Origin of the sequence: Empedobacter sp. GD03739, from assembly GCF_029843245.1 — a bacterium.
In the GTDB taxonomy this organism is placed as follows: Bacteria; Bacteroidota; Bacteroidia; order Flavobacteriales; family Weeksellaceae; genus Empedobacter; species Empedobacter falsenii_B.
Map to the genome: position 1 here is coordinate 23,103 of NZ_JAOCHX010000008.1, position 21,698 is coordinate 44,800.

The following is a 21,698-nucleotide window of genomic DNA, read 5'->3' on the forward strand; positions in this document are numbered from 1 at the left end:
GAAAATTCTCGAAGCTTTTTATGTTTTATACTATTTATATTTCTAATAAACTAACCTCAATCCTACACCGAATCCCATATCGCTATCGTAATGAGTTCTGATGTGCATATTTCTGTTCAAGATATAGCTCAACTCGCCCATATATTCTTTATCTGTATTCCACATAAAACCAGCGCGAACTCGTTTTGAAATTGGAATATCCTCTCTCATCAGTTGCAAACGAACTTTTCCTGTTTGATAAATTTCGGTCTGAAAATCAATTAACATTGGTAATTTATACACAAAACCAGCACTGAATAATCCTTTGTTTCTATCTGTTTTTTGACCAAAAATATTCTTTTCTACAATTCCGTGGTCTGTTAACATTTTGTGTTGATTCCAATCAAAACCTACAAAAACTTGAAACCATTGATTTCGATCAATAAAACGTCCCAAATGTGTTTCTACTTCATAACCGTGTTCTGGTTTGTAACCAATTCCCCACTCCGAAGTAAAAGCCCAACGTGCATCTTGCACCATCAACATACCATCTAAACCATTTGTAGCGAAATCATTTTCTACCATAACATGCTTCATATTACTTTCCATTTGCAACATTTTATAAGCATGTTTTTTATTTGGTAAATTAGGATTTTGATAATCTCCAACCTCAAAAACGCGATTCATTCCGCCCATCATGTGATACAAAATATGACAATGGAAAAACCAATCACCTTCTGTATTTGCCTCAAATTCGATGACATTTGTTTCCATCGGCATAATATCCAACACGTTTTTCAGCGGAGAATATTCACCATTTTTATTAATGACACGAAAATCGAAACCATGTAAATGCATTGGGTGACGCATCATCGAATTGTTATATAAGGTAATACGCAGAATCTCACCTTTTTTGACTGGAATTTTATCCGATTCCGAAAACACTTTGTTATCCATACTCCACACATAACGATTCATATTTCCTGTTAATTCGAAACGCATTTCTTTTATTGGAGCATCTTTCGGAAGTGTTGTGTTTTCAGGTGATTTTAGCATTCCGTAATTTAAAGTGGTAATGTTTGAGGATGTATTTCCGTGCGAAGAATGATCCATTTCAACCATTTCTGAATGATTTTCAACAGAATCTTTCTTTGATTTTTTGGATTTCTTTTTCGCTTCGCCAGAAATTTCAGGATACATCACGGTGTTCATGTCCATTTGCTGTAAGCTCATTTTCATTCCCATATCGTTCATTGTTCCGTTCATATTCATCATGTCGTTCATCATCTTCATTCCTTCAAAATACTTCAATTTTGGAAGTGGTTCCATCAATTGTTTCTTTCCATCACCAATGAACAACGAAGCCGAACCCGTTCTGTCTTCAGAAGTAGCCTGAAATTCATACGATAAACCACCTTCAGGAACTGTAACTACAACATCATAGGTTTCGGAAACGCCAATAATCAAACGATCAACTTCTAAAGGTTCTACGTCATTTCCATCATTTGCTACAACCGTAATTTTGCCACCTGCATAACGCAACCAAAAATAAGTGGATGCACCACCGTTCGAAATTCGTAAACGTACTTTATCACCAGCTTTGAATTGTTTCAGTTGACTTTCATTCTGCGCATTTATCAAGAATTTTTCGTAATAAACATCGCTTACATCCATTGCCAGCATACGTTTCCATTCGTTGGTAATTTTTGTTTTGAAATGACCTTCACGAATTGCTTCAGCATAACTTTGCGTAGAACCTTTTTTGATTCCCGCCCAATCGTTTGCATTGTGCAACATTCGTTGAATATTTTTTGGATTAAGATCTGTCCATTCGCTCAACATCACAGGAATTGTAGGTAAATCATCAATTCCTTTTCGGAACGTAGGATCATTTTCGCGTTTCTTCAAAATCATCGAACCGTACATCCCGATTTGTTCTTGATACCCCGAATGACTGTGGTACCAATGCGTTCCGTTCTGAATAATCGGAAATGAATACGTGTACGTTTCACCAGGTTTGATTCCCATCTGCGTCAACATCGGAACTCCATCTTCCTTATTCGGCAACCACACGCCGTGCCAATGCAACGAAGTATCTTCATTCAATTTATTATGTACTCGAATTACCGCTGTATCGCCTTCCGTAAACTCTAAAGTAGGCATCGGAATTTGACCATTTACTGAGATTGCTCTTTTCTCTTTTCCAGAAAAATTAACAATGGTATCACGTACATATAAATCGTATTCCACACGTTTTTGCGCATGCAAAGCAATCGCTGATGGAACAATAAATAAACAAAGTAATTTCCTCATGTGAATGATTATATTATAATTGACTAAACTTCTTATAATTCTCCTCGTTTTCGAAATAATCAACATTTCCTTGCTGATCTTTCAAAACGATATATGCATTCGCTTTATCAATTTCCTTTCCTGTAAAAGGATCCGTTGCTTTCCGTGCAGTTTCATCATTCGGAATACGTTCCACACACATATTACAACATCCATAATACGTTTTTCCATCATAAGGAACTTCGAACTGATCTTTGCCCATATACGCATTATTTACCATACAAACTTGTTTATTCGGAACCTTATCTCCAACATTGTAAGCCATTGTTTGCGAAGGTTGCATCATATCTGACATCTGTTCTTCGTGAGCAGTAACTGTTGGTTCTTCTTTTTTATTTTGACAAGATGTTAATACAAAAACACTTAATATTGAAACGCCTAAAACTATCTTTAAATTCTTCATTTTCATTCTATTTTTTAATTATTATTTCAATGTTTCAACTGTGCTTCCACATGTCAACATCATATTTCCGTAGAAAGGATTTTTAATAGCTGATTCTTTACTCAACCAATTCGAACCGCCGTCAAACATTGGACAATTTTGATAATAAACTGTGTAACCTAAATTTGCTTTTTGAGCTAATTTGTACATTGGTTGTGATAATTTTGCAAAAATTATGCGCTGTTTCTCAATATTTTTTTCTTGCGATAATAGTTTCGAAGTTGTTTCTAAATCATTCAAAACTTCCATCCAAACCATATGCGATTCATGTGAAAGTTTACCCATTTCTACAACAGAAATTGATTTAGTAAATGCAGTAATTTGTTTCGAGATTTCACTTTCATTTGTTTTTACAAAAGCATCTTTTAATGAAAAGTAAGCATCAAAAACGAGTGACAATTGATTTTGTTGTTGAGAACTTTCATTTGAAGTATGATTGGAATGATTCATTTCCTTATGGTTCATCGTCATTTTTTTATCACGAGAATATTGACAATCTTTCTCCAATTTCGCGTAAGCCTCATCTGGTGCCATATATTCTGCATTATCAAAACCCGCCAAAGCAACTTTCTTCAAAATTTCGTTCGAATTTGTTTTTGCTTTATTATATGTAATCAAAGCTATTTGAGTCGATGCATCAAAATCCACTTTAGAAATTCGAGGTTGATTACCAGCTTTTTCAATTAATTCTTTCGCATTTACACAATTTCCTTTTACTTGAAATTGTTTTGTCTCTTGATTTTTAAATTGTGCATTTGCTGTAAAAGCAAGAAAACTTCCGATAACTAAAAAACTATATTTTTTCATAATTTTTGATTTATATTTTATCAATTGCTCGACGCGTATGTTTGCTCAATTGTTTGAAAACAGAAGGTGTTAACCCTGTTACTTTTTTGAATTGTGCACTAAGATGTGCCACACTCGAATAATTCAATTGAAACGCAATTTCACTCAACGATAATTCGTCATAAATCATTAATTCTTTGACCTTTTCTATTTTTTGCTGAATAAAATATTTTTCAATAGTTTGTGCTTCCATTTCTGAAAATAGATTCGAAATATATTTGTAATCCAAATTAGTTTTCTCACTCAAATAATCAGATAAATTGACTTTAAGTTCGTTATTTTCCTGATGAACCAGCTGAATAATCAATGTTTTAATTTGTTCAATCAACTTGCTACGTTTATCATCAATCAACTCAAAACCAACCTCTTCCAATTCATTTCGAACCAATTCTAATTGATTAGAATTTATCGGATTTTTCAATTCAACTTCTCCCAATTCGATATGATTTGTTTCGATGTTATTCATCTTCAAAATTCGTCCAACCACTACTTTACAGCGATGACAAACCATATTTTTTATAAATAATTTACTTGTATTTTCCATAATATATTCTTCAAATTTGAGCGATTTATTTCACTTAAATTTACAAAATCTTATGTTACAAATTTCGTACAACTTCAGCTCAAAAGATTATACAATTTGCAAGATGATGTATATAATTTTCAGATTACTCATTTTTCATTAACCTATTCTTTATAAATGAATTACCAAAATCATCTGTTTTTTGAATATATTTGGTTAGAAAAATAATTTCTCAAAACAATAAATTCTATGACAAAAAAAGAACTAACTCCAATAGAACAAAATAACTGCATTCAGATTTTGAAAGAACGTTTTGAGAAAAATATGCATCGACATCAAGATTTAGATTGGCAAAAAATAGAAGAAAGTATCATTAATCAACCTGAAAAAAATTGGTCTTTACATCAAATGGAAATTACGGGAGGAGAACCTGATGTTATTTTTTATGATGATAAAACAGACGAGTATCATATTGTAGATTGTTCGGCAGAAAGTCCGAAAGAGCGTAGAAGTTTGGCGTATGATTACGAAGGACAGACGTCTCGCAAAGAACATCAACCAAAAAATAATGCGATAGATGTTGCAAAAAGCATGAAAATTGAATTATTGACCGAAGAAGAATATCGTTTCTTGCAAGCTGTAGAAATTGTCGATCAAAAAACCTCAAGTTGGTTAAAAACACCTGAAAAAATTAGAGAATTAGGCGGTGCTATATTTGGCGATTATCGTTACGGAACTGTTTTTATTTATCACAACGGCGCACAATCTTATTATGCAGCTCGTTGTTTTAGAGGAATTTTAAAAGTTTAAAAACTATGAAATTTGCATTTCCATTAATTGTTTTCCTTTGTGGTTCAATTCTATTTATTATTGGCATTTTGTGTAAAATCACACATTTTTACTTTATTATTTCTGCAAATTTGATGTTATTTTTAGCTTCCATTATTCAAATTACAGGAATCATATTATTTATTTTTAAATTAATTCTGACTCCTAAAAAGGATCATTTTTTGAATTTATAATTTCATTTTTATTTGCAATACATTTTGTAATTTTATCATCAAATTAAGACAGCTAAAATGCAAGGACCAATTGGTGTTTTTGATTCTGGTTATGGAGGTTTAACCGTTTTCAAGGAAATACAGAAAAAACTTCCGCAATACGATTATATCTATTTAGGTGATAATGCTCGTTGCCCTTATGGAATTCGCTCGTTTGAGACAGTTTATGAATACACCAAAGAATGCGTCTTTAAATTGTTTGATTTGGGATGTAACTTGGTTATACTTGCTTGCAATACAGCTTCTGCAAAAGCTTTACGAACAATTCAGCAAAATGATTTACCCGAAGGCAAAAGAGTTTTGGGTGTTATACGCCCAACAACAGAATCAATAAATGAATACACAAAAAATAATAAAGTTGGGGTTTTAGCAACACAAGGAACTGTTTTATCAGAATCTTATAAAATTGAAATTAATAAGTTTCATCCTAATATAAAAGTTTTCCAACATGCTTGTCCGCTTTGGGTTCCACTAGTTGAAAACAATGAAATTAACAGTAAAGCAGCTAATAATATCGTAGAAAAAGATATTGAACATTTATTTTCTTTATCTTCTGAAATTGATACTATTGTTTTAGCTTGCACTCACTATCCTTTATTATTACCCGTAATTAAAAATTACACTCCTAAAAACGTCACTATTCTATCTCAAGGAGAATTAGTTGCAAATAAATTAATAAAATATTTACAACATCATACTGAAGTTGAGACACAATGTTCTAAAAATGGTTCATTAACTTTTCATACAACTGATAATGCTAAAAATTTTGAAGAAAATGCCACTATATTTTACGGAAAACCTATTATAGCTTCTCATATAGATGTGTAATTTTAAAAAAATATAAATAAAAACCGAGCAAACTTGCTCGGTTTTTCTATTCAATTAAGAAACTAAGCTACAGTTTCTACATTCAAAATTTCATACTTTTTTGTTCCTTTTTCTGTTGGCCACTCTACTACATCACCTTTTTTGTATCCAATAGTTGCCAAACCTTCATCCATCAAAATAGAATGGCGATTTTTCTTAGGTTTAGCTTTTTCTGGACTTACAAAATTTAATTGATATTCTTCATTTGAAGTTAATTCTTTAATTGTAACTTTCTTTCCAACTGAAACAATATCTTCTGATAAATCTCGACGAAGAATTTGCTCTGCATGTCTCAATTCATTCGTTAAAATATCTTCTTGATCTTTTGTTACTCTTTTTCTTCTTAAATGATCTTTAATTAAATCATATAAACCTGTTGTTAAAATTATATTCGTTGTCATTATGATAAATTCTTCGTTAACTTTTCAATATTTTGGAGTAGATTTTTAAGATCCAAATATCAAATGACATGAAATTCTAAAACGCTACTATTTGATACAAATCTCTTTCCAGAAAATTGAAATAATTGATAATTAAATAAATCGAAGGTTCCCTGCTTTGGATCGTAACAGGGATTAGTTGATAAACTCTTTTGAGCTTCTTAAGAAAGTATCATCATGCAAATATGCCAACGACAAAGACAACCAAGATTGGTTGTTTCTTCTGTATATGTCGATATAATTAGTCATAATTTTCATGAAAATGATATAACAAAGCTACGATATCTTTCTCAATCTAAAAAATATAACCCTTTTAAGATTATTTTCCTAATATTATTTTAAAAGCAATTGAATTCAATTTCTGAGAAAAACTGATAATCTTCATTTTCTAATTAAATAAAAACTGTCTAATTTTATAAAAATTTTAAGGAATTGAAATCTTACCTTTTCATAATAACTGTCGTTTTAATAACTTGTAGACCATTGCTACCTGTTATTGACTATTTGGTAAATTATGATAAGATTTCTAAAGAATATTGTGTTAATATAGAGCGTCCAGAATTATTGTGTAATGGAGTTTGTTATCTGAAAGAACAAATTTCCAAGACTGTTAATGATGAACAAAATGATGATAATAAAATTCAAGTTTCTTTGCGTGCAATTGATTATTTTATTTATCAACCTACCTTCGAAATTAACACATCTACCTTTACAAAATCTATTGAAAAAATTTCGACTATCGAGTTAGCTTTCGAAACTCAATATCAATTAGATCAACAACTTCAGCCTCCTATTTGATAAATAATTCTTGTTTATCAAATTATTATCTCATTAACATTTAATCAAGTTGACATTTCATATAAGATTTGTCAAAAGTTTCAATTGTTTATTGATTGCATTGTTCGTGCTTTTAATTGGTTTTCGATCACTAATTCCTTTTACTGTATTCATTAGTACTCAGGAGAAGATTATTGACGAATATTGTATCAATAAAGAGCGACCAGAAATGCAATGCAATGGAAAATGTTATTTATCGAAGCAACTAAAAGAAACAGAACAACAATCTGATTCGGTTTTAGTAAAAAATATTCGATTTGCAGAAATCTATATACATTTCGAATGCTTAGCTATTCCATTTATTCAAGATTTTATTGTAAAAATAAAACATCGATTCTTTTGGCAATCATCCTATTCTATCGATTGGGTTTTTAAATATCTAAAACCTCCAATTGTTTAATTAATAGAACAAATATTCAGTATTGGAGAACAATTATTGTTTTCCAACAGCATTTTTATTCAAAAAAATTAAACAATTATTACAATGAAAACAATCAAATATTTTTTAAACTTATCATTTATCGCATTATTTACTTTATTTACTTCCTGCAACAACGATGATGATTTCTCTGAAATTAAATCAACTGAAACAGGTAAAATTCAATTAAAGTTTGAAAATGGATTTGATAATTTGGGAGGAATTGTTCTAGATCAAACAACACAAACCTCATCAAACGGACAAAAACATAAATTAACAACATTAAAATATATCATTTCTAACATCACATTAATTGACGAAAAAGGAAATGAATTTGATTATCATAAAAACGATCCAGACAAAGGCGCTTTTGTTATTAATCAAGATTCTGCAATAGCTAATGTCGTTTATTTAAATTTGGATAATATTCCTCAAAATAAATATACAAAAGTACGTTTTGGACTTGGTGTATCTCAGAAAGCTTATTTATTAGGCCAGACTGGACAAGCTACTTTTTGGGAAAAAGCAAAGAAAAATGGAATGACTTGGTCTTGGGCTGCTGGTTATGTTTTCTTTAAAATAGAAGGTTTTTATGGGAAAACTACTACTGACACTTTCTTCTTAACTCATACTGGAAATATGGGAGATATTAACAAAAATAATGTTCAAGATTTATATCGGGAAGTAACATTAGATTTACCTACATCTGCACGGGTAACTTCTAAGATTAAGCCATCTATTCATATTATGGCAAATTTGAACACTTATTTAAGTGGTGATCATAAATTGATATTAGATGAGTCGAACAATAACATTATGGGATCTTCCAACTTTGCACAATTGGTAACAGAAAATATACAAAATATGTTTCGAGTTGATCATGTACATAACGACGAAAAAAATCAATAAAGTTTATAGCGGTGTTTTATAAACACCGCATAATTCTACAAACAATGAATAAAATAATAACAATCATTTTCAGTTTATTCATCTTGTTAAGTTGTAACGATGATGATATTGATTATGGACAGATCATTGATGAACCTTATCAATTAGAAATTCCTTCTTATTTTCCTAAAATAACATTTGATACAGATAAATATCCGTTAACTAAAAATGGAGTTGAGTTAGGAAAAAAACTATTTTATGAAGGTCGATTATCTAGAAATAATACTATTTCATGTGCTTTTTGCCATATTCAAGAAAATGCCTTTACTCACCACGGACATCCTGTTAGTCATGGAATTGATGATCGATTAGGAATTCGAAATGCTCCTCCTATTCAAAATTTAGCTTTTCTAAATCGATTTATGTGGGATGGTGTTATTCACGATTTAGCTCAACAACCAATCTCTCCAATTACAGCTGAAGAAGAAATGGATACAACTTTTCCCGAAATCATTAAGAAATTATCATCAGATTCTTCTTATCGAAAAATGTTTAAAAATGCTTTCGGAGATGATAAAATCGATGCAAATCGTATTCTCAGCGCATTAGGACAGTTTATGGCTTCAGTTGTATCAAAAGATTCTAAATATGATCAATATTTAAGGAAAGAGGCGGATTTAAACGAAACCGAAAAAAAAGGTTTACAACTTTTTCAACAGAAATGTTCAAGTTGTCATAAAGGAACACTTTTTACAGATGAGTCTTTTCGAAATACAGGAATGTATTATAATAAACAATACAAAGATGGAGGTTTATATCGTGTCACATTAGATTCGACTGATTTTATGAAGTTTAGAGTTCCAAGTTTAAGAAATATTGAAATGACCAAACCTTATATGCACGATGGACGATTCTATAGTTTAGAAGCTGTTTTGAATTTTTATTCAGAAGGTGTACAAAATGATAAAAATTTGGATTCTCAACTCAAACAAAATAATCGAATTGGAATTCCTATGACAGAAGAAGAAAAAAAGGCAATTATCTCTTTTCTAAATACATTAACTGATTACTCATTTATTAATAACCCTGCTTATGCAGAATTTTAAATCTATCCAAATGAAATTATTTATCAATTTATTTTTTGTTATATTATTTACTCCCATTTTATTATTTGCTCATACAGATAATGATTCTATTGTAATCTCTCATTTATATGATTTAGAATTAGATTGTGATGCTTGCGGTTGTTCTGCAACTTCAACCTCAAATGGAATTGAAAATCTTATAAATTCAAATTTCGTTGGGATTCGTTATCTACATCAATCTTATAAAACTAAAGAAGATGCTTTTTCTAATAAAAGAACACAAAAGCAACTGTTCAATACCATTCAATTATGGGCAAGAATTCCAATAAATAATAGAATTGACATCAATGCTAGTATTCCTTACCATTTTCATAATAAAGAAGGTAAAAACTCTTCTTCTATTTCTGGTATTGGAGATTTAAATATGATGGGAATAGTTAAAGTTATTAAATCAAATACAAATTCTAACGAGCTAAAACATGGATTAAGTGCTGCAATAGGTTTAAAAATTCCAATCGCAAAATTTAATCAAGCAAATGCTGAAACAACCAATCCAAGTTTTCAATTAGGTACAGGAAGTTGGGATACTCAGTTTGCAATAAATTACCAATTAGCTTATAAGAATTCGACTTTACAATTAGTAACAGACTACAACTTGAAAGGAGAGAATAAGAAGAAATACAAATTTGGAGATCAATGGAATCAATTAATTCAATTACAACATCTTTTCATTAACAATGAATTAAAATTACTTGGAAAAGTCGGTTTTCAAAACGAATTTTATTATAAAAATGAACAATTTGGGGAGACGATTCCAAAATCTAAGGGAAAAGCTCAATTTGCGAAATTAGGATTAGAAGCAGCTGCTCGAAAATTTAATTTTGGTATAGAATATTTTCAACCTATACTTTCTGATTTAAATTCAGGAGAAATCGAAGTAAAAAACAGAATAGGTTTCTTTTTTAATTACAATTTATTTCAATCTAAAAATCAATAACAATGAAAAAAATAGTAACATTAACATTCTTCATCATCTCTTTTTCAATTTTTGCTCAACAAAAACTAAAAGTAAAAGTTGTAAACGAGAAAGATCCTATTTGTGGAATGAATACCGCACAATTCTTAACAGATACTGCAATTTATCAAAAGAAAATTTATGGTTTTTGTAGTAAAAGCTGTAAAGTTGAATTCAAAAAAAATCCAAAAAAATACGTAAAGAAAAAGTAATAGTAAGAAAATAATTTGACAGTAGTTGTACTTGATTCTAAGAAGAATTATTAAGCAACTACTGTCATTTTTATTTAAAATTATTACTGCTTGAGTAGTACGAGCTCTACTTCTACATTCGAATTTGATGTCAACATTTTTAAAATCTTTTTGAAAAACATATTATTTCACTAATGGTTTTTGATTCAATTTCCAATCAGCAATTCCTCCACTATAGTTTTCAACTTCAAAACCTTTCGATTCCAAAAAACTTTGTGCAATCGTTGCTCGATCTCCAGCTTGACAATGCAAGACAATTTTTTTAGTTGGATCTAATTCATTGTATCTTTTTGGTAAATAACCGACAAAAATATGCTTCGCTCCTTCGATATGACCTTCTTTAAATTCTGTTTCCCCTCTAACATCTAAAATCTGAACCTCATCATTTCCAATGTAATTTTCCATTGTATCTGCGTCGATAAAAATAGAAGATTCTAAAGAACTAAAATTACTCAACATATCTGTTGAAGTAATATAACCATAAACATTATCCAAACCAATTCGCATCAATTTTCGTGTCATTTCTTCTACTTCATCCTCTTCTACAATCAACACAATTGGTTCTTGATAATTTACCATCCAACCCATCCATGTATTGAATGTTTTATTGTTTTGAATATTTAATGTTCCTGGTAAATGGATTTGAGAAAAATCTGTTTTGATACGCGCATCAATCACTTTCATTCCAAAATCTTTCGCTTTTTCAAATTCGATGTATGTTAATTTAGCCCATTTCGGAACTTCGATCAACAAAGGACGTTTTGTTTTATTCAGCTTTTTCATCATTGCAAAATAAGCTGGTGCTTCGGGTTGATCTGCCAATAAATAATCAACAAATCCTTTTTCATTCGAATCAAATTGCAACGCCCAATTTCTGATTTTCTCATAACCAACCGTCGTACTTGCTACAGCACCCAAAGCTTTTCCGCAAGCAGAACCTGCTCCATGTGCTGGCCAAACTTGTAGATAATCTGGCAATGCTTGAAATTTTTTCAACGATTCAAACATCTGCTTCGCTCCTACTTCTTTAGTACCAATTAATCCAGCAGCTTCTTCTAATAAATCTGGACGACCAATATCTCCTACAAAAACAAAATCTCCAGTAAAAATCATAACCGGTTCTTTCGTCGCAGGCGTATCTGTTAATAAGAAACTAATACTTTCTGGCGTGTGACCTGGTGTATGCATCACCTCAAAAATTAGATTTCCAACTTCTATTTTATCGCCATTTTTTAATCCGATATGTTCAAAATCGTATTGCCAATCTTCACCTCCTTCATCAGACAAATACATCTTTGCTCCTGTTACATAAGCTAACTCTTGGCTACCAGAAAGATAATCAGCATGAATATGTGTTTCTGCAATATGCGTAATTTTCAGCTTATTTTCTTCTGCTATTTTTAAGTATATATCAATATCTCTTTTTGGATCGATTACAATTGCTTCTCCTTTTGCTTGACAACCTACAAGGTAACTTGAATGTGCCAATGACTTTTCAAAAATGTGTTGAAAAAACATATGATAATATTTTTATGGTTTAACCTTTTCTAATTTGTTAAGCAAAGTTAAGTTGCTAAAAAACAATCGACAGTAACCAATGTTACAGACTTAAAATAGAAAGAATAAAGATTTTAAAAATAATTTAAAACCAAAACCAAAGATAAAATGGAGATAAAAATCCAAAGTAAAATTCCGTATGATAAGGTTTTAAAACCTGCTTGTTTGATGGATTGTATGTTAATCAACGAGCCAATCATAAATAAAGCAACAACCATTTATTGTTTCGAAATTCCTTGTAAAATGTGATAAACTTTTTCGCCTTGAGGAAAATTAGTAGCGATAAGCATTGTTGCAATAAAACCAATAATAAAATAAGGAAATTTGTAAGAAGAGTTCTCTTTTTTGTTGAAATAACCAATTAATAAAGCCAACGGAAAAATCCATAATGTTCGGCTCAATTTCACAGTAGTTGCAACTTCTAAAGCTTGTTCACCGTATTGTTTGGCTGCACCGACAACAGAACTTGTATCGTGAATTGCAATTGCCGACCACAAACCAAATTGATATTGCGATAACTGAAAATAATGTCCAATAAACGGAAAAATCATTAATGCAATCGCATTCAACACAAACACAACTGCCATAGCAATGGTAATTTGATTCGCTTTTAGTTGTAAAACCGAAGAAATTGTGGCAATGGCACTTCCTCCACAAATAGCAGTTCCTGAAGTAATCAGCAGCGATGTATTCTTATTGATTTTTAATAATCGGTAGAATACAAATCCTAATGTAAAAACACTTAACACAGAAATAAAAGTGAGAAAAAATCCATCTTTACTTACCGAAACTGCCTCGTGAAGATTCAAACCTAACCCTAAACCAATGATTGCAATATTCAATAATTTCTTTGAATATCGTTTTGAGAATTCCCAAATTCATTCTGAAAAATTAAACCATAACCAATCCCTAAAAGTAACGCCACAGACGACTCTACAAAAGGAAAAAAAGTAAATAGCAACAATCCAAAATAAACTATACGGGCAATCATTTGTTTTATGAAATACAAAAACAAAAGTAATTGACCGTATCAAAATAGATTGTAACATTTGTTACAAATAAGATTATTTTTAGAAAATTTTTCTAAATACAAAAGATATGTATTTAAAATTATCTATTCAATTTGTTTAAAAAACTGGATTTTTAGTACATTGAGAATTCCAGATTTGTTCTCGGTATTCTTTTGGTGTAATACCTGCGACTTTTTTGAACAATTGTGTGAAATGCGAAGCGGTCTGAAAATTAAGCTCAAATGCAATTTCAGAAATTCTTTTACTTGAATGCAATAATGCTTTGCTGTAATTAATATCCGTTTCGTTAATCCATTGTTTCGGCTTCTTTTGCGTAATATCTTTCACACATTTGTTGAGATAATTTTCTGTTACAAATAATTTATCTGCATAAAAAGTTACTTTCTTTTCTTCGATATGATGTTTAAAAAGCAAATCTTTAAACTGCAGCGAAAGCTCCATTGGACGTGTGGTTGTACTCGGAATTTCCTTGTAATCTATGTTGAGCAATTTTAATAAAACAACGTGTAACATTACTACAATTATTTCATTAATCTCAAGGCTATTCAAGAAAATTTCTTGTTCCATTAAAACCAATAATTGATGAACGGTTTGAAAAGTAACTGCATCGAGTGATAAGTAAGGCGACATCAAGAAAATACTCGATTTATATTTTGGTAATTCTAATTCAGATAAAATATGATTTTCATACGCCAAAAAGAAACCTTCTATATCATCAGACATTTCTACTGTTGCCGTAATTGTTCCTTGTTTTATAAAAATTATTTCATTTTCGTTTACTTCATATTCTTTATTTTCTAAATATTGTTTCATGCTTCCTTTGGTTACAAACATGATAAAATTGAATGTTGTTCGATATGGAATTACGGGCATTAAAATATCTTTTAGATAATACTCTAATCGATATAATTGTATATCCTCATTATTTCCTAAAACTTGGTTACTTAGATGGGCTAGAAATAGTTCTTTGTATTGTGAGTTTGATATCATTTCCATGGCAATGCTTTTTAAAATGAAACTGTTATTATTCTTCGAATTTTATGCCAAATTACATTATACTCCAAAAAATCGATCAGTATATTTTTTTATAAATAATGTGCACCAAGTTCCTACAACAAAAGGAAATGTAAGAACTCCTCCAAATGATGCGAAAATATTGGTTTTAACAAATAGAACATCTATCAAAACGGTGATAAAAACACCTAATAAAACCCAAAAACCATCTATTCGTTTAGTTCCAGCAAATACAATTGCTGTTAAAACAGCATTAAAACCAAATAATCCCATATGAATTTGCTCTACTGGTTCTCCAAATAAATTTGAAATTTCTGCACTAAAAATAGAAGCTGCCAAACCGTACAAAGCTGCTGCGGGCGAACCTATAAAAACGGCAATAAAAAAGATGATACCAGACATTGGACCACCTTGAAAGATTACTTCTCCGAAACCATTTGTTGATGTAAACAAATCGTTTGTTTCTAATAAAGTTATAGTATTTCCTGCAGTTGCAGGTCCTATTGTTGTAAAATGGTGAATTCCGAAGATTAAACACCATGTTAATAGAATAAATGGTAAAGTAAAAACTGGAATATTTCTTTTGATAAAAAAATGTTGAATAATCGCTGCTAAAGCAGAAGCAACCACCAACAAAATCCAGATAAGAAAAGTAGAGTCGAACATAATTGTTAATGCCACACCAACTAAAGCAGCACTAAATCCATATAAACCTGCGTTGATTTCTTCTTTGTTATATTTTAGTAAGATTGCTGTAATTGTCCCAACTGCTGTCGAAACAATTGCGCCAATTCCTCCTTCTATACTTCCTAAGAAAATACCAATCAAAAACAATAAACCTGTACTACTGTTTTCTTGCAACATGATTTGTCCTAAACCTTTTAGAACTTGATCTATAAATGGAACTTTCGTTAAAATTTTGTCCATGATTTTTTATTTGTTTCTATAATTCCCAAAGTAAATCTTGGGCAACCAAGAAATAATTATACATTGCTTCTCCTCCTTGACTTAGAGCTCTTATGACGAAACCATTTCCGTCCAAAACAGAAATCCCAATTTCTACATTCGTATGTTTTTTTGCAATTTCTAATAATGTTTCTACCAACGCAACTTTATCCGTTTCTGATTTTGTACTAAAGAAAATAAAACTTCCTTGATGTGTATAATTCTCTAAAATACCAATACTACTAATCGGAATTAAATCGGGTTGAATTAAGACATTATCTTTGACTACTAATTTGTTTTGATGATAGATTTCAGTCAAATTCTGAAAACGTTTTAACTTAAAAACTTCTCCCGAATGTTTACGTCCACAGGTAATAATCTCACTAATAATAATTTGACTATTCTCTCCAATTGTAATAGCAGCGCTACTTTTGAAATTAGAGTTTTCATGCGGAACAACTGGATGTGGCACATAGGCAAACGACGCATTGTTGTGGATATTAATCGTTAACTTTTGCGTTGCATCATCATCCATGTTAAACAATCGTTGGTATGATTGCGATTGTAACTGTAACGCAGCATTATCTTCTACATCAATATTCAGAATATATTCGTCGCCATTCAAAATTCCAGGCGAAGAAGTCATCGTCATTTGATATAATTTATTATCTAATTTTCGTTGCCCAACAGATACAACACGGAAAGGTTTACCGACGTATAAATTTTTGACGAACGATTTACCTTCCTTGTACCCTGCAACAATATCTAATCTACATTCCATCTTATCTCAAAAGATTTGGTTCTTCGATTTCTTCTAAAAGTGCATATTTTTTAATCCAACCAATCACGCTGTCCAAACCTTCTTCTGTTTTTAGATTTGTGAAAACGAAAGGTGCTCCATTTCTCATGCGTTTTGTATCGCTTTCCATCACTTCTAAACTTGCTCCTACGTGTGGCGCTAAATCTATTTTGTTGATGATTAATAAATCTGAACGTTGGATACCAGGTCCACCTTTTCTTGGAATTTTTTCACCTTCGGCTACATCTATAATAAAAATCGTCACATCAGCCAAATCTGGGCTATATGTTGCAGCTAAATTATCTCCTCCACTTTCAATTAAAATCAATTCAATATCAGGAAAACGATCTGCTAATTCATCAACTGCTTCCAAATTCATACTTGCATCTTCACGAATCGCTGTATGAGGGCAACCTCCAGTCTCTACACCAATAATTCTATCTTCTGGTAAAAGGCTATTTTTTGCCATAAATTTTGCATCTTCTGAACAAAAAATATCGTTTGTGATCACTCCTAAATTATAATCACTAAACATTTTTCGACTTAATTTTTCTAATAAAGCTGTTTTTCCAGAACCTACAGGTCCACAAACTCCAACTTTGATATATTTTCTATTTTCCATTTTGAATATTGTTTATAAAATTTATGACATGTATAAGCGAGAATATAAGCGTTCGTGTTGCATACATCTGATATCAAACGATGTGTTGCATAAGCCTACATATTCTCTATCTAATTCTATTGTTTCTTTGGCTGTTTGAGAAATTGTTTCGTACAAATCGAACATTAAATCTTGCCCATCCAATTGTCCCAAAGGCACTAATTTCACTGCGTTTGTTACAATTCCAGAAGCCGAAGTGTAGTAAAAAGCAAACAATGCTTCGTAAAGTGGAATTTGCAATAAACTGGTATAAATTCCGAAAACAATCGCGTAATTAGAATAAGCGATGTTTTGTTTGATGTTGCGCTCGTATTCCTCAACAAATTCTGATTCTACGCGACGCTTGAAAATTTTGATTAAACGCAAACCTAATTTCTGACTTGCTTGTCTGATTTCTTTTGGCGCTTTTAGAGCAGAACATTCTTCATCTAATTTCAAAATTTCTTTCAAATCTGAATGTTGAGTTGCTTCGTACGCTAATTTTACAAAAGCACCATCATTATATTTCAGATTATATTTCATCATATTTTCTACAAACTCTTGCGCCGTTTGTTTGTTATTGACGATTCCATTCTGAATATAAGTTTCTAATCCATTCGAATGCGTATAAGCACCAATCGGTAAAGTAGGATCAGAAATATGTAATAAACTTGCTAAAAATTCTTGTTTCATTCTTTATCTTTTTACGATAATTTTATTTTCAGATTTTTTGTAGACATTGAACCTCCTACTTTGGTTTCGCGATGATGATCTACATTGGCATTCAATAGATGTAGGAGTTTTAAATCTTGAACTTTTGGATTGTAGCCAGATGATTCTAACCAGCGAAAAATGGTCAATTCGAAAGGCATAAGCAACAAATCATTTTCATTGTAAAGTGGTAAATGTTTGTTTCCTATTTCGTGGCAAAGTGCGCTCATTTCGAGAATAGATTGAGGAGAAAGTACAATCGTTTTGGTTTCTAAAACATTCACAACAATTGCCGTTTCGTCATCCATAAAAAGAATATCACCATCGTGCAAACGTTGTTTATCTTTCAAAAATTTGATCGCGACATCTTTTCCACCTCTTGTTCTTTTGCGTTGAATTCTTTTGGTTGTTTCGTACCAATCTAAATCCAAATAATCAATTGATTGTAAAATTGATTGTTCTGCAACAGTTCCTATTCTCTCATTAATAATCATCTTGCTTAATTTTTTCTTCTAAAATCGATATTTTTAGATACGCCCATTCCAAATGCAGAGCCATTAACTCCAGCAACAGATGTTTTTGTCCAACCTTCTTTTGATTTTGTTTCTAACAGCGAAAAATCTGCAAATCTAAATTTCAGTCCCCAGCCGCCGCCTAAAACAATCCCAATCATAGGATAACCTCTCAATCGAAAACCATTAAAATTTTCCATAGATGCTGTTGTTTCAGACAATTGTTGTCCCCAAACATAATGCACATCAAAATGCGCAATTAGCGTAAAATATTTTCCAAGCGCCAAGGACGGACTATACCAAATCCCTGTTTCATTTTGTTTGCTTACAACTTGATGATTGATATTATCTTCTGTATATGCGTAGTTAACCCCAATCGCATCATTATTATTAAAGAAATATCCTATACCAATCGGAGCACTTGAGACGTTACTACTACGACCAGATGGCGACGTAACTTTAGAATAATCCAATGAACCATATAGTGAAAATTGTCCTTTTGGACCTTCATCATTGTCTTTCAATCTCATTCCTCCTAAGATTTGCCCGTTCATTTTCCCTGAAATCAATGACATTCCAATTACTGCAATTGAAAAAACTATTTGATTAAAATTTATCATTTATACTTAAAAACCTGATTTTTTTATTTCATTAAAAAATTTGAAAAGGCTCAGCACGTTGTCTGAGCCTATTTTTAATAATTAGAATAAATAATACAATTGAGCTAAAGGAACTACTTCCGATGGTTCGCATGTAATATATTCTCCGTCAACATATACTTTATAATTTTCTGCATTCACTTCGATATTTGGTGTTTTATCGTTGTGAATCAAATCTTTTTTACCAATATTTCTACAGTTTTTAACAGGTAAGAAAACTCTGTTCAAATTATAGCTGTCAATTGTTCCGTTATCGATAGAAGCCTGAGAAACAAATGTGATATTCGTTTTCTGAACTGCTTTACCGAAAGAACCAAACATATTTCTGTAAATAACTGGTTGTGGAGTTGGAATAGATCCATTTGGATCTCCCATTTTACTACCTGCGATAAATCCTCCTTTCAAGATCATTTCTGGTTTAACACCAAACATAGCTGGTTTCCAGATGACTAAATCGGCAATTTTACCAACCTCAACAGATCCAATATAATCTGAGATTCCGTGTGCAATTGCAGGATTGATTGTATATTTTGCGATGTAACGTTTTGCACGGAAGTTATCATTGTCATGACCTTTATCTTCTGCAATTTCTCCACGTTGATCTTTCATTTTACTTGCCGTTTGCCAAGTTCTTGAAATTACCTCACCTGGACGTCCCATTGCTTGAGAATCTGAACTCATGATACTGAAAACACCCATATCATGTAAAATATCTTCGGCAGCAATTGTTTCTGGACGAATACGAGAATCAGCGAATGCTACATCTTCAGGGATATTTTTACTCAAATGGTGACAAACCATTAACATATCCAAGTGCTCATCAATTGTGTTAACTGAATAAGGACGAGTTGGATTTGTAGACGCTGGTAATACATTTGGATACATCGCAGATTTGATGATATCTGGCGCGTGGCCTCCACCAGCTCCTTCTGTATGGAATGTATGAATAACACGACCATTGATCGCTTCCATTGTATCTTCTAAAAAACCTCCTTCGTTTAACGTATCGGTGTGGATCGCAACTTGTACATCATATTTATCTGCAACTTTCAATGCTGCATCAATTGTAGATGGTGTTGCACCCCAGTCTTCGTGAATTTTTACTCCTAAAGCTCCAGCTTCTATTTGCTCTTCGATTGGCTCAACAGTTGCACAGTTTCCTTTTCCGAAGAATCCAAAGTTCATTGGAAAAGACTCAGTCGCTTCCATCATTTTTTGAATATTGAATTTTCCTGGCGTAACCGTTGTTGCATTAGAACCATCATTAGGTCCTGTACCTCCACCAATCATTGTTGTAATACCACTGAATAAAGAAGTATTAATTTGTTGTGGAGAAATGTAATGAATGTGTGTATCGATACCACCAGCTGTCACAATCATTCCAGCTCCATTGTGTACTTCAGTCGAAGCTCCGATAATCATTCCTTCGGTAATTCCGTCCATTGTATCTGGGTTACCAGCTTTACCAATACCAACGATTTTACCATCTTTGATACCGATATCTGCTTTTACAATTCCCCAGTGATCAATAATAATTGCACGAGTAATACAAAGGTCTAAAACACCTTCTGCACGCAATTTTGTAGAGTTTTGTCCCATACCATCACGTACAGTTTTTCCTCCTCCAAAAATTGATTCATCACCATAATGTCCAAAATCTTTTTCAATTTCGATAATAAGATTTGTATCTCCTAAACGTACTTTATCTCCCGTTGTAGGGCCTAAAATATTGGCGTATTGTTTTCTGTCTACTTCTAAACTCATTTTAAAGACTTTTAAAATTGTGAGATTTCATATTCTCTAATGCTTGTTGTTTTTGCTCGTCTGATTCTATAGAACCTTGAACCAAATTGCTGAATCCGTACATTTTTTTGTCACCAGCGATTTCTACTAATTCAACTTCTTTTTCTTCTCCTGGCTCAAAACGAATAGCTGTACTTGAAATAATGTTTAATCGTTTTCCGAAAGCAGCTTCACGATCAAAAAGCATCGCTTTATTTACTTCGAAAAAGTGGAAATGAGAACCAACTTGTATTGGTCGATCTCCTGTATTAATCACATTAATTTTTACCGTATCTCTACCTTCGTTACAAACAATTGTTCCTTCTTTTACAAAAATTTCTCCTGGTATCATTTTCTTTTATTTTTTAGAATTAACGAATAGGATTATGAACCGTTACCAACTTTGTTCCGTCAGGAAAAGTCGCCTCCACTTGTACATCGTGTATCATTTCTGCAACTCCTGGCATTACATCGTCAGTTGTTAAGATGTTTGCACCTTCTTGCATCAATTCTGCAACTCGTTTCCCATCTCTTGCACCTTCCAAAATAAAGTGGCTGATAAGCGCAATAGATTCTGGATAATTTAATTTTACGCCTCTTGCTTTACGTTTCAACGCAAGCTCTCCAGCAGTATGTAACATTAGCTTTTCTAATTCGCGTGGTGTTAAATGCATTTTTTTATTTTTTAAAAAATTAGATATTTATTCTACACATTGATGTAAACAATTTGTGTATGAATATGTTGAATTTTGACAATAAGAATCCTTCATTGCTTTGTTAAAAACAATGAAATCTATTGTAGATTAATAAAAATTAATTATTTGTAATCGATTTGTAGCGAATGAAATAAGATGTATTTCGGTAATTTTTTTAAAGTCTTAACTTCAACTGTTTCCGATATTTTTTGATAAAAGGTTTGATGAAAATAAATAGCCAAAAAGCGAACAAACAAATCACAATCGAATGTAAAAATTTCTGATTCTGATTTATTTTCATCAACTGATAATAGATTGAAATTATTAAATTGAGTAGATAATTTTGTTC

Annotated in this window: 25 protein-coding genes; 8 read left to right on the forward strand and 17 right to left on the reverse strand. The window is 31.6% G+C overall.

Annotated elements, in window-relative coordinates; all coding sequences use genetic code 11:
- Positions 1-42: 42 nt before the first annotated feature.
- The 4 genes from N5E64_RS04200 to N5E64_RS04215 are packed head-to-tail and all read right to left on the reverse strand — an operon-like array spanning position 43 to position 4,163.
- Positions 43-2,292, reverse strand: coding sequence for a multicopper oxidase domain-containing protein (locus N5E64_RS04200; RefSeq protein ID WP_280035901.1), 2,250 nt, complete (start codon positions 2,290-2,292; stop codon positions 43-45).
- Between the two features lie 13 nt (positions 2,293-2,305).
- Positions 2,306-2,734 carry a hypothetical protein gene (locus N5E64_RS04205; protein WP_407933288.1) on the reverse strand — a complete coding sequence of 143 codons (429 nt, stop codon included), beginning with the start codon at positions 2,732-2,734 and terminating at the stop codon, positions 2,306-2,308.
- 21 nt (positions 2,735-2,755) lie between these two features.
- Entirely contained in the window at positions 2,756-3,580 is an 825-nt protein-coding gene (locus tag N5E64_RS04210; RefSeq protein WP_280035904.1) for a DUF3347 domain-containing protein, read from the reverse strand.
- 10 nt (positions 3,581-3,590) lie between these two features.
- The gene (locus N5E64_RS04215) at positions 3,591-4,163 is read right to left on the reverse strand and encodes an AraC family transcriptional regulator (RefSeq protein WP_280035905.1); all 573 of its coding nucleotides are present in this window, start codon (positions 4,161-4,163) and stop codon (positions 3,591-3,593) included.
- A gap of 228 nt (positions 4,164-4,391) precedes the next feature.
- On the opposite strand from N5E64_RS04215, the gene N5E64_RS04220 reads away from it, so the two are divergent.
- Together N5E64_RS04220 and murI are read left to right on the forward strand one after the other, a co-directional pair.
- Complete coding sequence (locus N5E64_RS04220; RefSeq protein WP_280035906.1) at positions 4,392-4,952, forward strand: DUF4256 domain-containing protein; 561 nt, start codon at positions 4,392-4,394, stop codon at positions 4,950-4,952.
- A 269-nt stretch (positions 4,953-5,221) separates the two neighbouring features.
- On the forward strand, positions 5,222-6,031 hold the full coding sequence (gene murI / locus N5E64_RS04225; RefSeq protein WP_280035908.1) for a glutamate racemase: 810 nt from the start codon (positions 5,222-5,224) through the stop codon (positions 6,029-6,031).
- 62 nt (positions 6,032-6,093) lie between these two features.
- Here the strand turns inward: murI and N5E64_RS04230 are convergent, their stop codons facing one another.
- Positions 6,094-6,471, reverse strand: a complete 378-nt coding sequence (locus N5E64_RS04230; protein ID WP_135836096.1) for a GreA/GreB family elongation factor — start codon at positions 6,469-6,471, stop codon at positions 6,094-6,096.
- A 522-nt stretch (positions 6,472-6,993) separates the two neighbouring features.
- Here N5E64_RS04230 and N5E64_RS04235 point away from each other — a divergent pair.
- The 6 genes from N5E64_RS04235 to N5E64_RS04260 all read left to right on the forward strand — a co-directional run bounded on the left by N5E64_RS04235 (position 6,994) and on the right by N5E64_RS04260 (position 10,965).
- Positions 6,994-7,308, forward strand: coding sequence for a hypothetical protein (locus N5E64_RS04235; RefSeq protein ID WP_114999329.1), 315 nt, complete (start codon positions 6,994-6,996; stop codon positions 7,306-7,308).
- Positions 7,309-7,516: 208 nt separating this feature from the next.
- Positions 7,517-7,747, forward strand: coding sequence for a hypothetical protein (locus N5E64_RS04240; RefSeq protein WP_125350616.1), 231 nt, complete (start codon positions 7,517-7,519; stop codon positions 7,745-7,747).
- Positions 7,748-7,831: 84 nt separating this feature from the next.
- The gene (locus tag N5E64_RS04245) at positions 7,832-8,674 is read left to right on the forward strand and encodes an MbnP family protein (RefSeq protein ID WP_280035910.1); all 843 of its coding nucleotides are present in this window, start codon (positions 7,832-7,834) and stop codon (positions 8,672-8,674) included.
- 44 nt (positions 8,675-8,718) lie between these two features.
- The gene (locus N5E64_RS04250) at positions 8,719-9,759 is read left to right on the forward strand and encodes a cytochrome-c peroxidase (protein ID WP_280035911.1); all 1,041 of its coding nucleotides are present in this window, start codon (positions 8,719-8,721) and stop codon (positions 9,757-9,759) included.
- A gap of 10 nt (positions 9,760-9,769) precedes the next feature.
- The gene (locus N5E64_RS04255; RefSeq protein WP_280035912.1) at positions 9,770-10,735 is read left to right on the forward strand and encodes a hypothetical protein; all 966 of its coding nucleotides are present in this window, start codon (positions 9,770-9,772) and stop codon (positions 10,733-10,735) included.
- Between the two features lie 2 nt (positions 10,736-10,737).
- Entirely contained in the window at positions 10,738-10,965 is a 228-nt protein-coding gene (locus tag N5E64_RS04260; RefSeq protein WP_280035914.1) for a YHS domain-containing protein, read from the forward strand.
- Positions 10,966-11,127: 162 nt separating this feature from the next.
- Here the strand turns inward: N5E64_RS04260 and N5E64_RS04265 are convergent, their stop codons facing one another.
- The 12 genes from N5E64_RS04265 to ureA all read right to left on the reverse strand — a co-directional run bounded on the left by N5E64_RS04265 (position 11,128) and on the right by ureA (position 21,328).
- Positions 11,128-12,522, reverse strand: a complete 1,395-nt coding sequence (locus N5E64_RS04265) for a rhodanese-like domain-containing protein (RefSeq protein WP_114999318.1) — start codon at positions 12,520-12,522, stop codon at positions 11,128-11,130.
- A gap of 257 nt (positions 12,523-12,779) precedes the next feature.
- Complete coding sequence (locus tag N5E64_RS04270) at positions 12,780-13,439, reverse strand: YeiH family protein (protein WP_371875734.1); 660 nt, start codon at positions 13,437-13,439, stop codon at positions 12,780-12,782.
- A 249-nt stretch (positions 13,440-13,688) separates the two neighbouring features.
- The gene (locus tag N5E64_RS04275) at positions 13,689-14,588 is read right to left on the reverse strand and encodes an AraC family transcriptional regulator (protein WP_280035917.1); all 900 of its coding nucleotides are present in this window, start codon (positions 14,586-14,588) and stop codon (positions 13,689-13,691) included.
- Between the two features lie 57 nt (positions 14,589-14,645).
- On the reverse strand, positions 14,646-15,533 hold the full coding sequence (locus N5E64_RS04280; protein ID WP_280035918.1) for an urea transporter: 888 nt from the start codon (positions 15,531-15,533) through the stop codon (positions 14,646-14,648).
- 16 nt (positions 15,534-15,549) lie between these two features.
- Positions 15,550-16,332 carry an urease accessory protein UreD gene (locus tag N5E64_RS04285; protein ID WP_280035919.1) on the reverse strand — a complete coding sequence of 261 codons (783 nt, stop codon included), beginning with the start codon at positions 16,330-16,332 and terminating at the stop codon, positions 15,550-15,552.
- 1 nt (position 16,333) lies between these two features.
- Positions 16,334-16,972 (reverse strand): urease accessory protein UreG, encoded by a 639-nt coding sequence (ureG, locus tag N5E64_RS04290; RefSeq protein ID WP_038336646.1) that lies wholly within the window; start codon positions 16,970-16,972, stop codon positions 16,334-16,336.
- 21 nt (positions 16,973-16,993) lie between these two features.
- Positions 16,994-17,683, reverse strand: a complete 690-nt coding sequence (locus N5E64_RS04295) for an urease accessory protein UreF (protein ID WP_115000043.1) — start codon at positions 17,681-17,683, stop codon at positions 16,994-16,996.
- Between the two features lie 11 nt (positions 17,684-17,694).
- Positions 17,695-18,195, reverse strand: a complete 501-nt coding sequence (locus N5E64_RS04300; RefSeq protein ID WP_115000041.1) for an urease accessory protein UreE — start codon at positions 18,193-18,195, stop codon at positions 17,695-17,697.
- 5 nt (positions 18,196-18,200) lie between these two features.
- The gene (locus N5E64_RS04305) at positions 18,201-18,833 is read right to left on the reverse strand and encodes a hypothetical protein (RefSeq protein WP_038336650.1); all 633 of its coding nucleotides are present in this window, start codon (positions 18,831-18,833) and stop codon (positions 18,201-18,203) included.
- 81 nt (positions 18,834-18,914) lie between these two features.
- Positions 18,915-20,636: an urease subunit alpha gene (ureC, locus tag N5E64_RS04310; protein WP_180906406.1), complete on the reverse strand. Its 1,722-nt coding sequence runs from the start codon at positions 20,634-20,636 to the stop codon at positions 18,915-18,917.
- Position 20,637: 1 nt separating this feature from the next.
- Positions 20,638-21,006, reverse strand: a complete 369-nt coding sequence (ureB, locus tag N5E64_RS04315; RefSeq protein ID WP_038336652.1) for an urease subunit beta — start codon at positions 21,004-21,006, stop codon at positions 20,638-20,640.
- A 19-nt stretch (positions 21,007-21,025) separates the two neighbouring features.
- Positions 21,026-21,328, reverse strand: coding sequence for an urease subunit gamma (ureA, locus tag N5E64_RS04320; protein ID WP_038336653.1), 303 nt, complete (start codon positions 21,326-21,328; stop codon positions 21,026-21,028).
- Positions 21,329-21,698 lie beyond the last annotated feature (370 nt).

Bases quoted from the DNA above. Each gene is read 5' to 3' on its own strand.
- N5E64_RS04275 (WP_280035917.1), bottom strand. From the start codon at position 14,588: ATGGAAATGATATCAAACTCACAATACAAAGAACTATTTCTAGCCCAT.
- N5E64_RS04245 (WP_280035910.1), top strand. From the start codon at position 7,832: ATGAAAACAATCAAATATTTTTTAAACTTATCATTTATCGCATTATTT.
- N5E64_RS04305 (WP_038336650.1), bottom strand. From the start codon at position 18,833: ATGATAAATTTTAATCAAATAGTTTTTTCAATTGCAGTAATTGGAATG.
- N5E64_RS04215 (WP_280035905.1), bottom strand. From the start codon at position 4,163: ATGGAAAATACAAGTAAATTATTTATAAAAAATATGGTTTGTCATCGC.
- N5E64_RS04280 (WP_280035918.1), bottom strand. From the start codon at position 15,533: ATGGACAAAATTTTAACGAAAGTTCCATTTATAGATCAAGTTCTAAAA.
- ureB (WP_038336652.1), bottom strand. From the start codon at position 21,006: ATGATACCAGGAGAAATTTTTGTAAAAGAAGGAACAATTGTTTGTAAC.
- N5E64_RS04250 (WP_280035911.1), top strand. From the start codon at position 8,719: ATGAATAAAATAATAACAATCATTTTCAGTTTATTCATCTTGTTAAGT.
- N5E64_RS04205 (WP_407933288.1), bottom strand. From the start codon at position 2,734: ATGAAGAATTTAAAGATAGTTTTAGGCGTTTCAATATTAAGTGTTTTT.
- ureC (WP_180906406.1), bottom strand. From the start codon at position 20,636: ATGAGTTTAGAAGTAGACAGAAAACAATACGCCAATATTTTAGGCCCT.
- N5E64_RS04260 (WP_280035914.1), top strand. From the start codon at position 10,738: ATGAAAAAAATAGTAACATTAACATTCTTCATCATCTCTTTTTCAATT.
- N5E64_RS04210 (WP_280035904.1), bottom strand. From the start codon at position 3,580: ATGAAAAAATATAGTTTTTTAGTTATCGGAAGTTTTCTTGCTTTTACA.
- N5E64_RS04285 (WP_280035919.1), bottom strand. From the start codon at position 16,332: ATGGAATGTAGATTAGATATTGTTGCAGGGTACAAGGAAGGTAAATCG.
- N5E64_RS04220 (WP_280035906.1), top strand. From the start codon at position 4,392: ATGACAAAAAAAGAACTAACTCCAATAGAACAAAATAACTGCATTCAG.
- ureG (WP_038336646.1), bottom strand. From the start codon at position 16,972: ATGGAAAATAGAAAATATATCAAAGTTGGAGTTTGTGGACCTGTAGGT.
- N5E64_RS04240 (WP_125350616.1), top strand. From the start codon at position 7,517: ATGCAATGCAATGGAAAATGTTATTTATCGAAGCAACTAAAAGAAACA.
- N5E64_RS04255 (WP_280035912.1), top strand. From the start codon at position 9,770: ATGAAATTATTTATCAATTTATTTTTTGTTATATTATTTACTCCCATT.
- N5E64_RS04200 (WP_280035901.1), bottom strand. From the start codon at position 2,292: ATGAGGAAATTACTTTGTTTATTTATTGTTCCATCAGCGATTGCTTTG.
- murI (WP_280035908.1), top strand. From the start codon at position 5,222: ATGCAAGGACCAATTGGTGTTTTTGATTCTGGTTATGGAGGTTTAACC.
- N5E64_RS04265 (WP_114999318.1), bottom strand. From the start codon at position 12,522: ATGTTTTTTCAACACATTTTTGAAAAGTCATTGGCACATTCAAGTTAC.
- N5E64_RS04295 (WP_115000043.1), bottom strand. From the start codon at position 17,683: ATGAAACAAGAATTTTTAGCAAGTTTATTACATATTTCTGATCCTACT.
- N5E64_RS04300 (WP_115000041.1), bottom strand. From the start codon at position 18,195: ATGATTATTAATGAGAGAATAGGAACTGTTGCAGAACAATCAATTTTA.
- N5E64_RS04230 (WP_135836096.1), bottom strand. From the start codon at position 6,471: ATGACAACGAATATAATTTTAACAACAGGTTTATATGATTTAATTAAA.
- ureA (WP_038336653.1), bottom strand. From the start codon at position 21,328: ATGCATTTAACACCACGCGAATTAGAAAAGCTAATGTTACATACTGCT.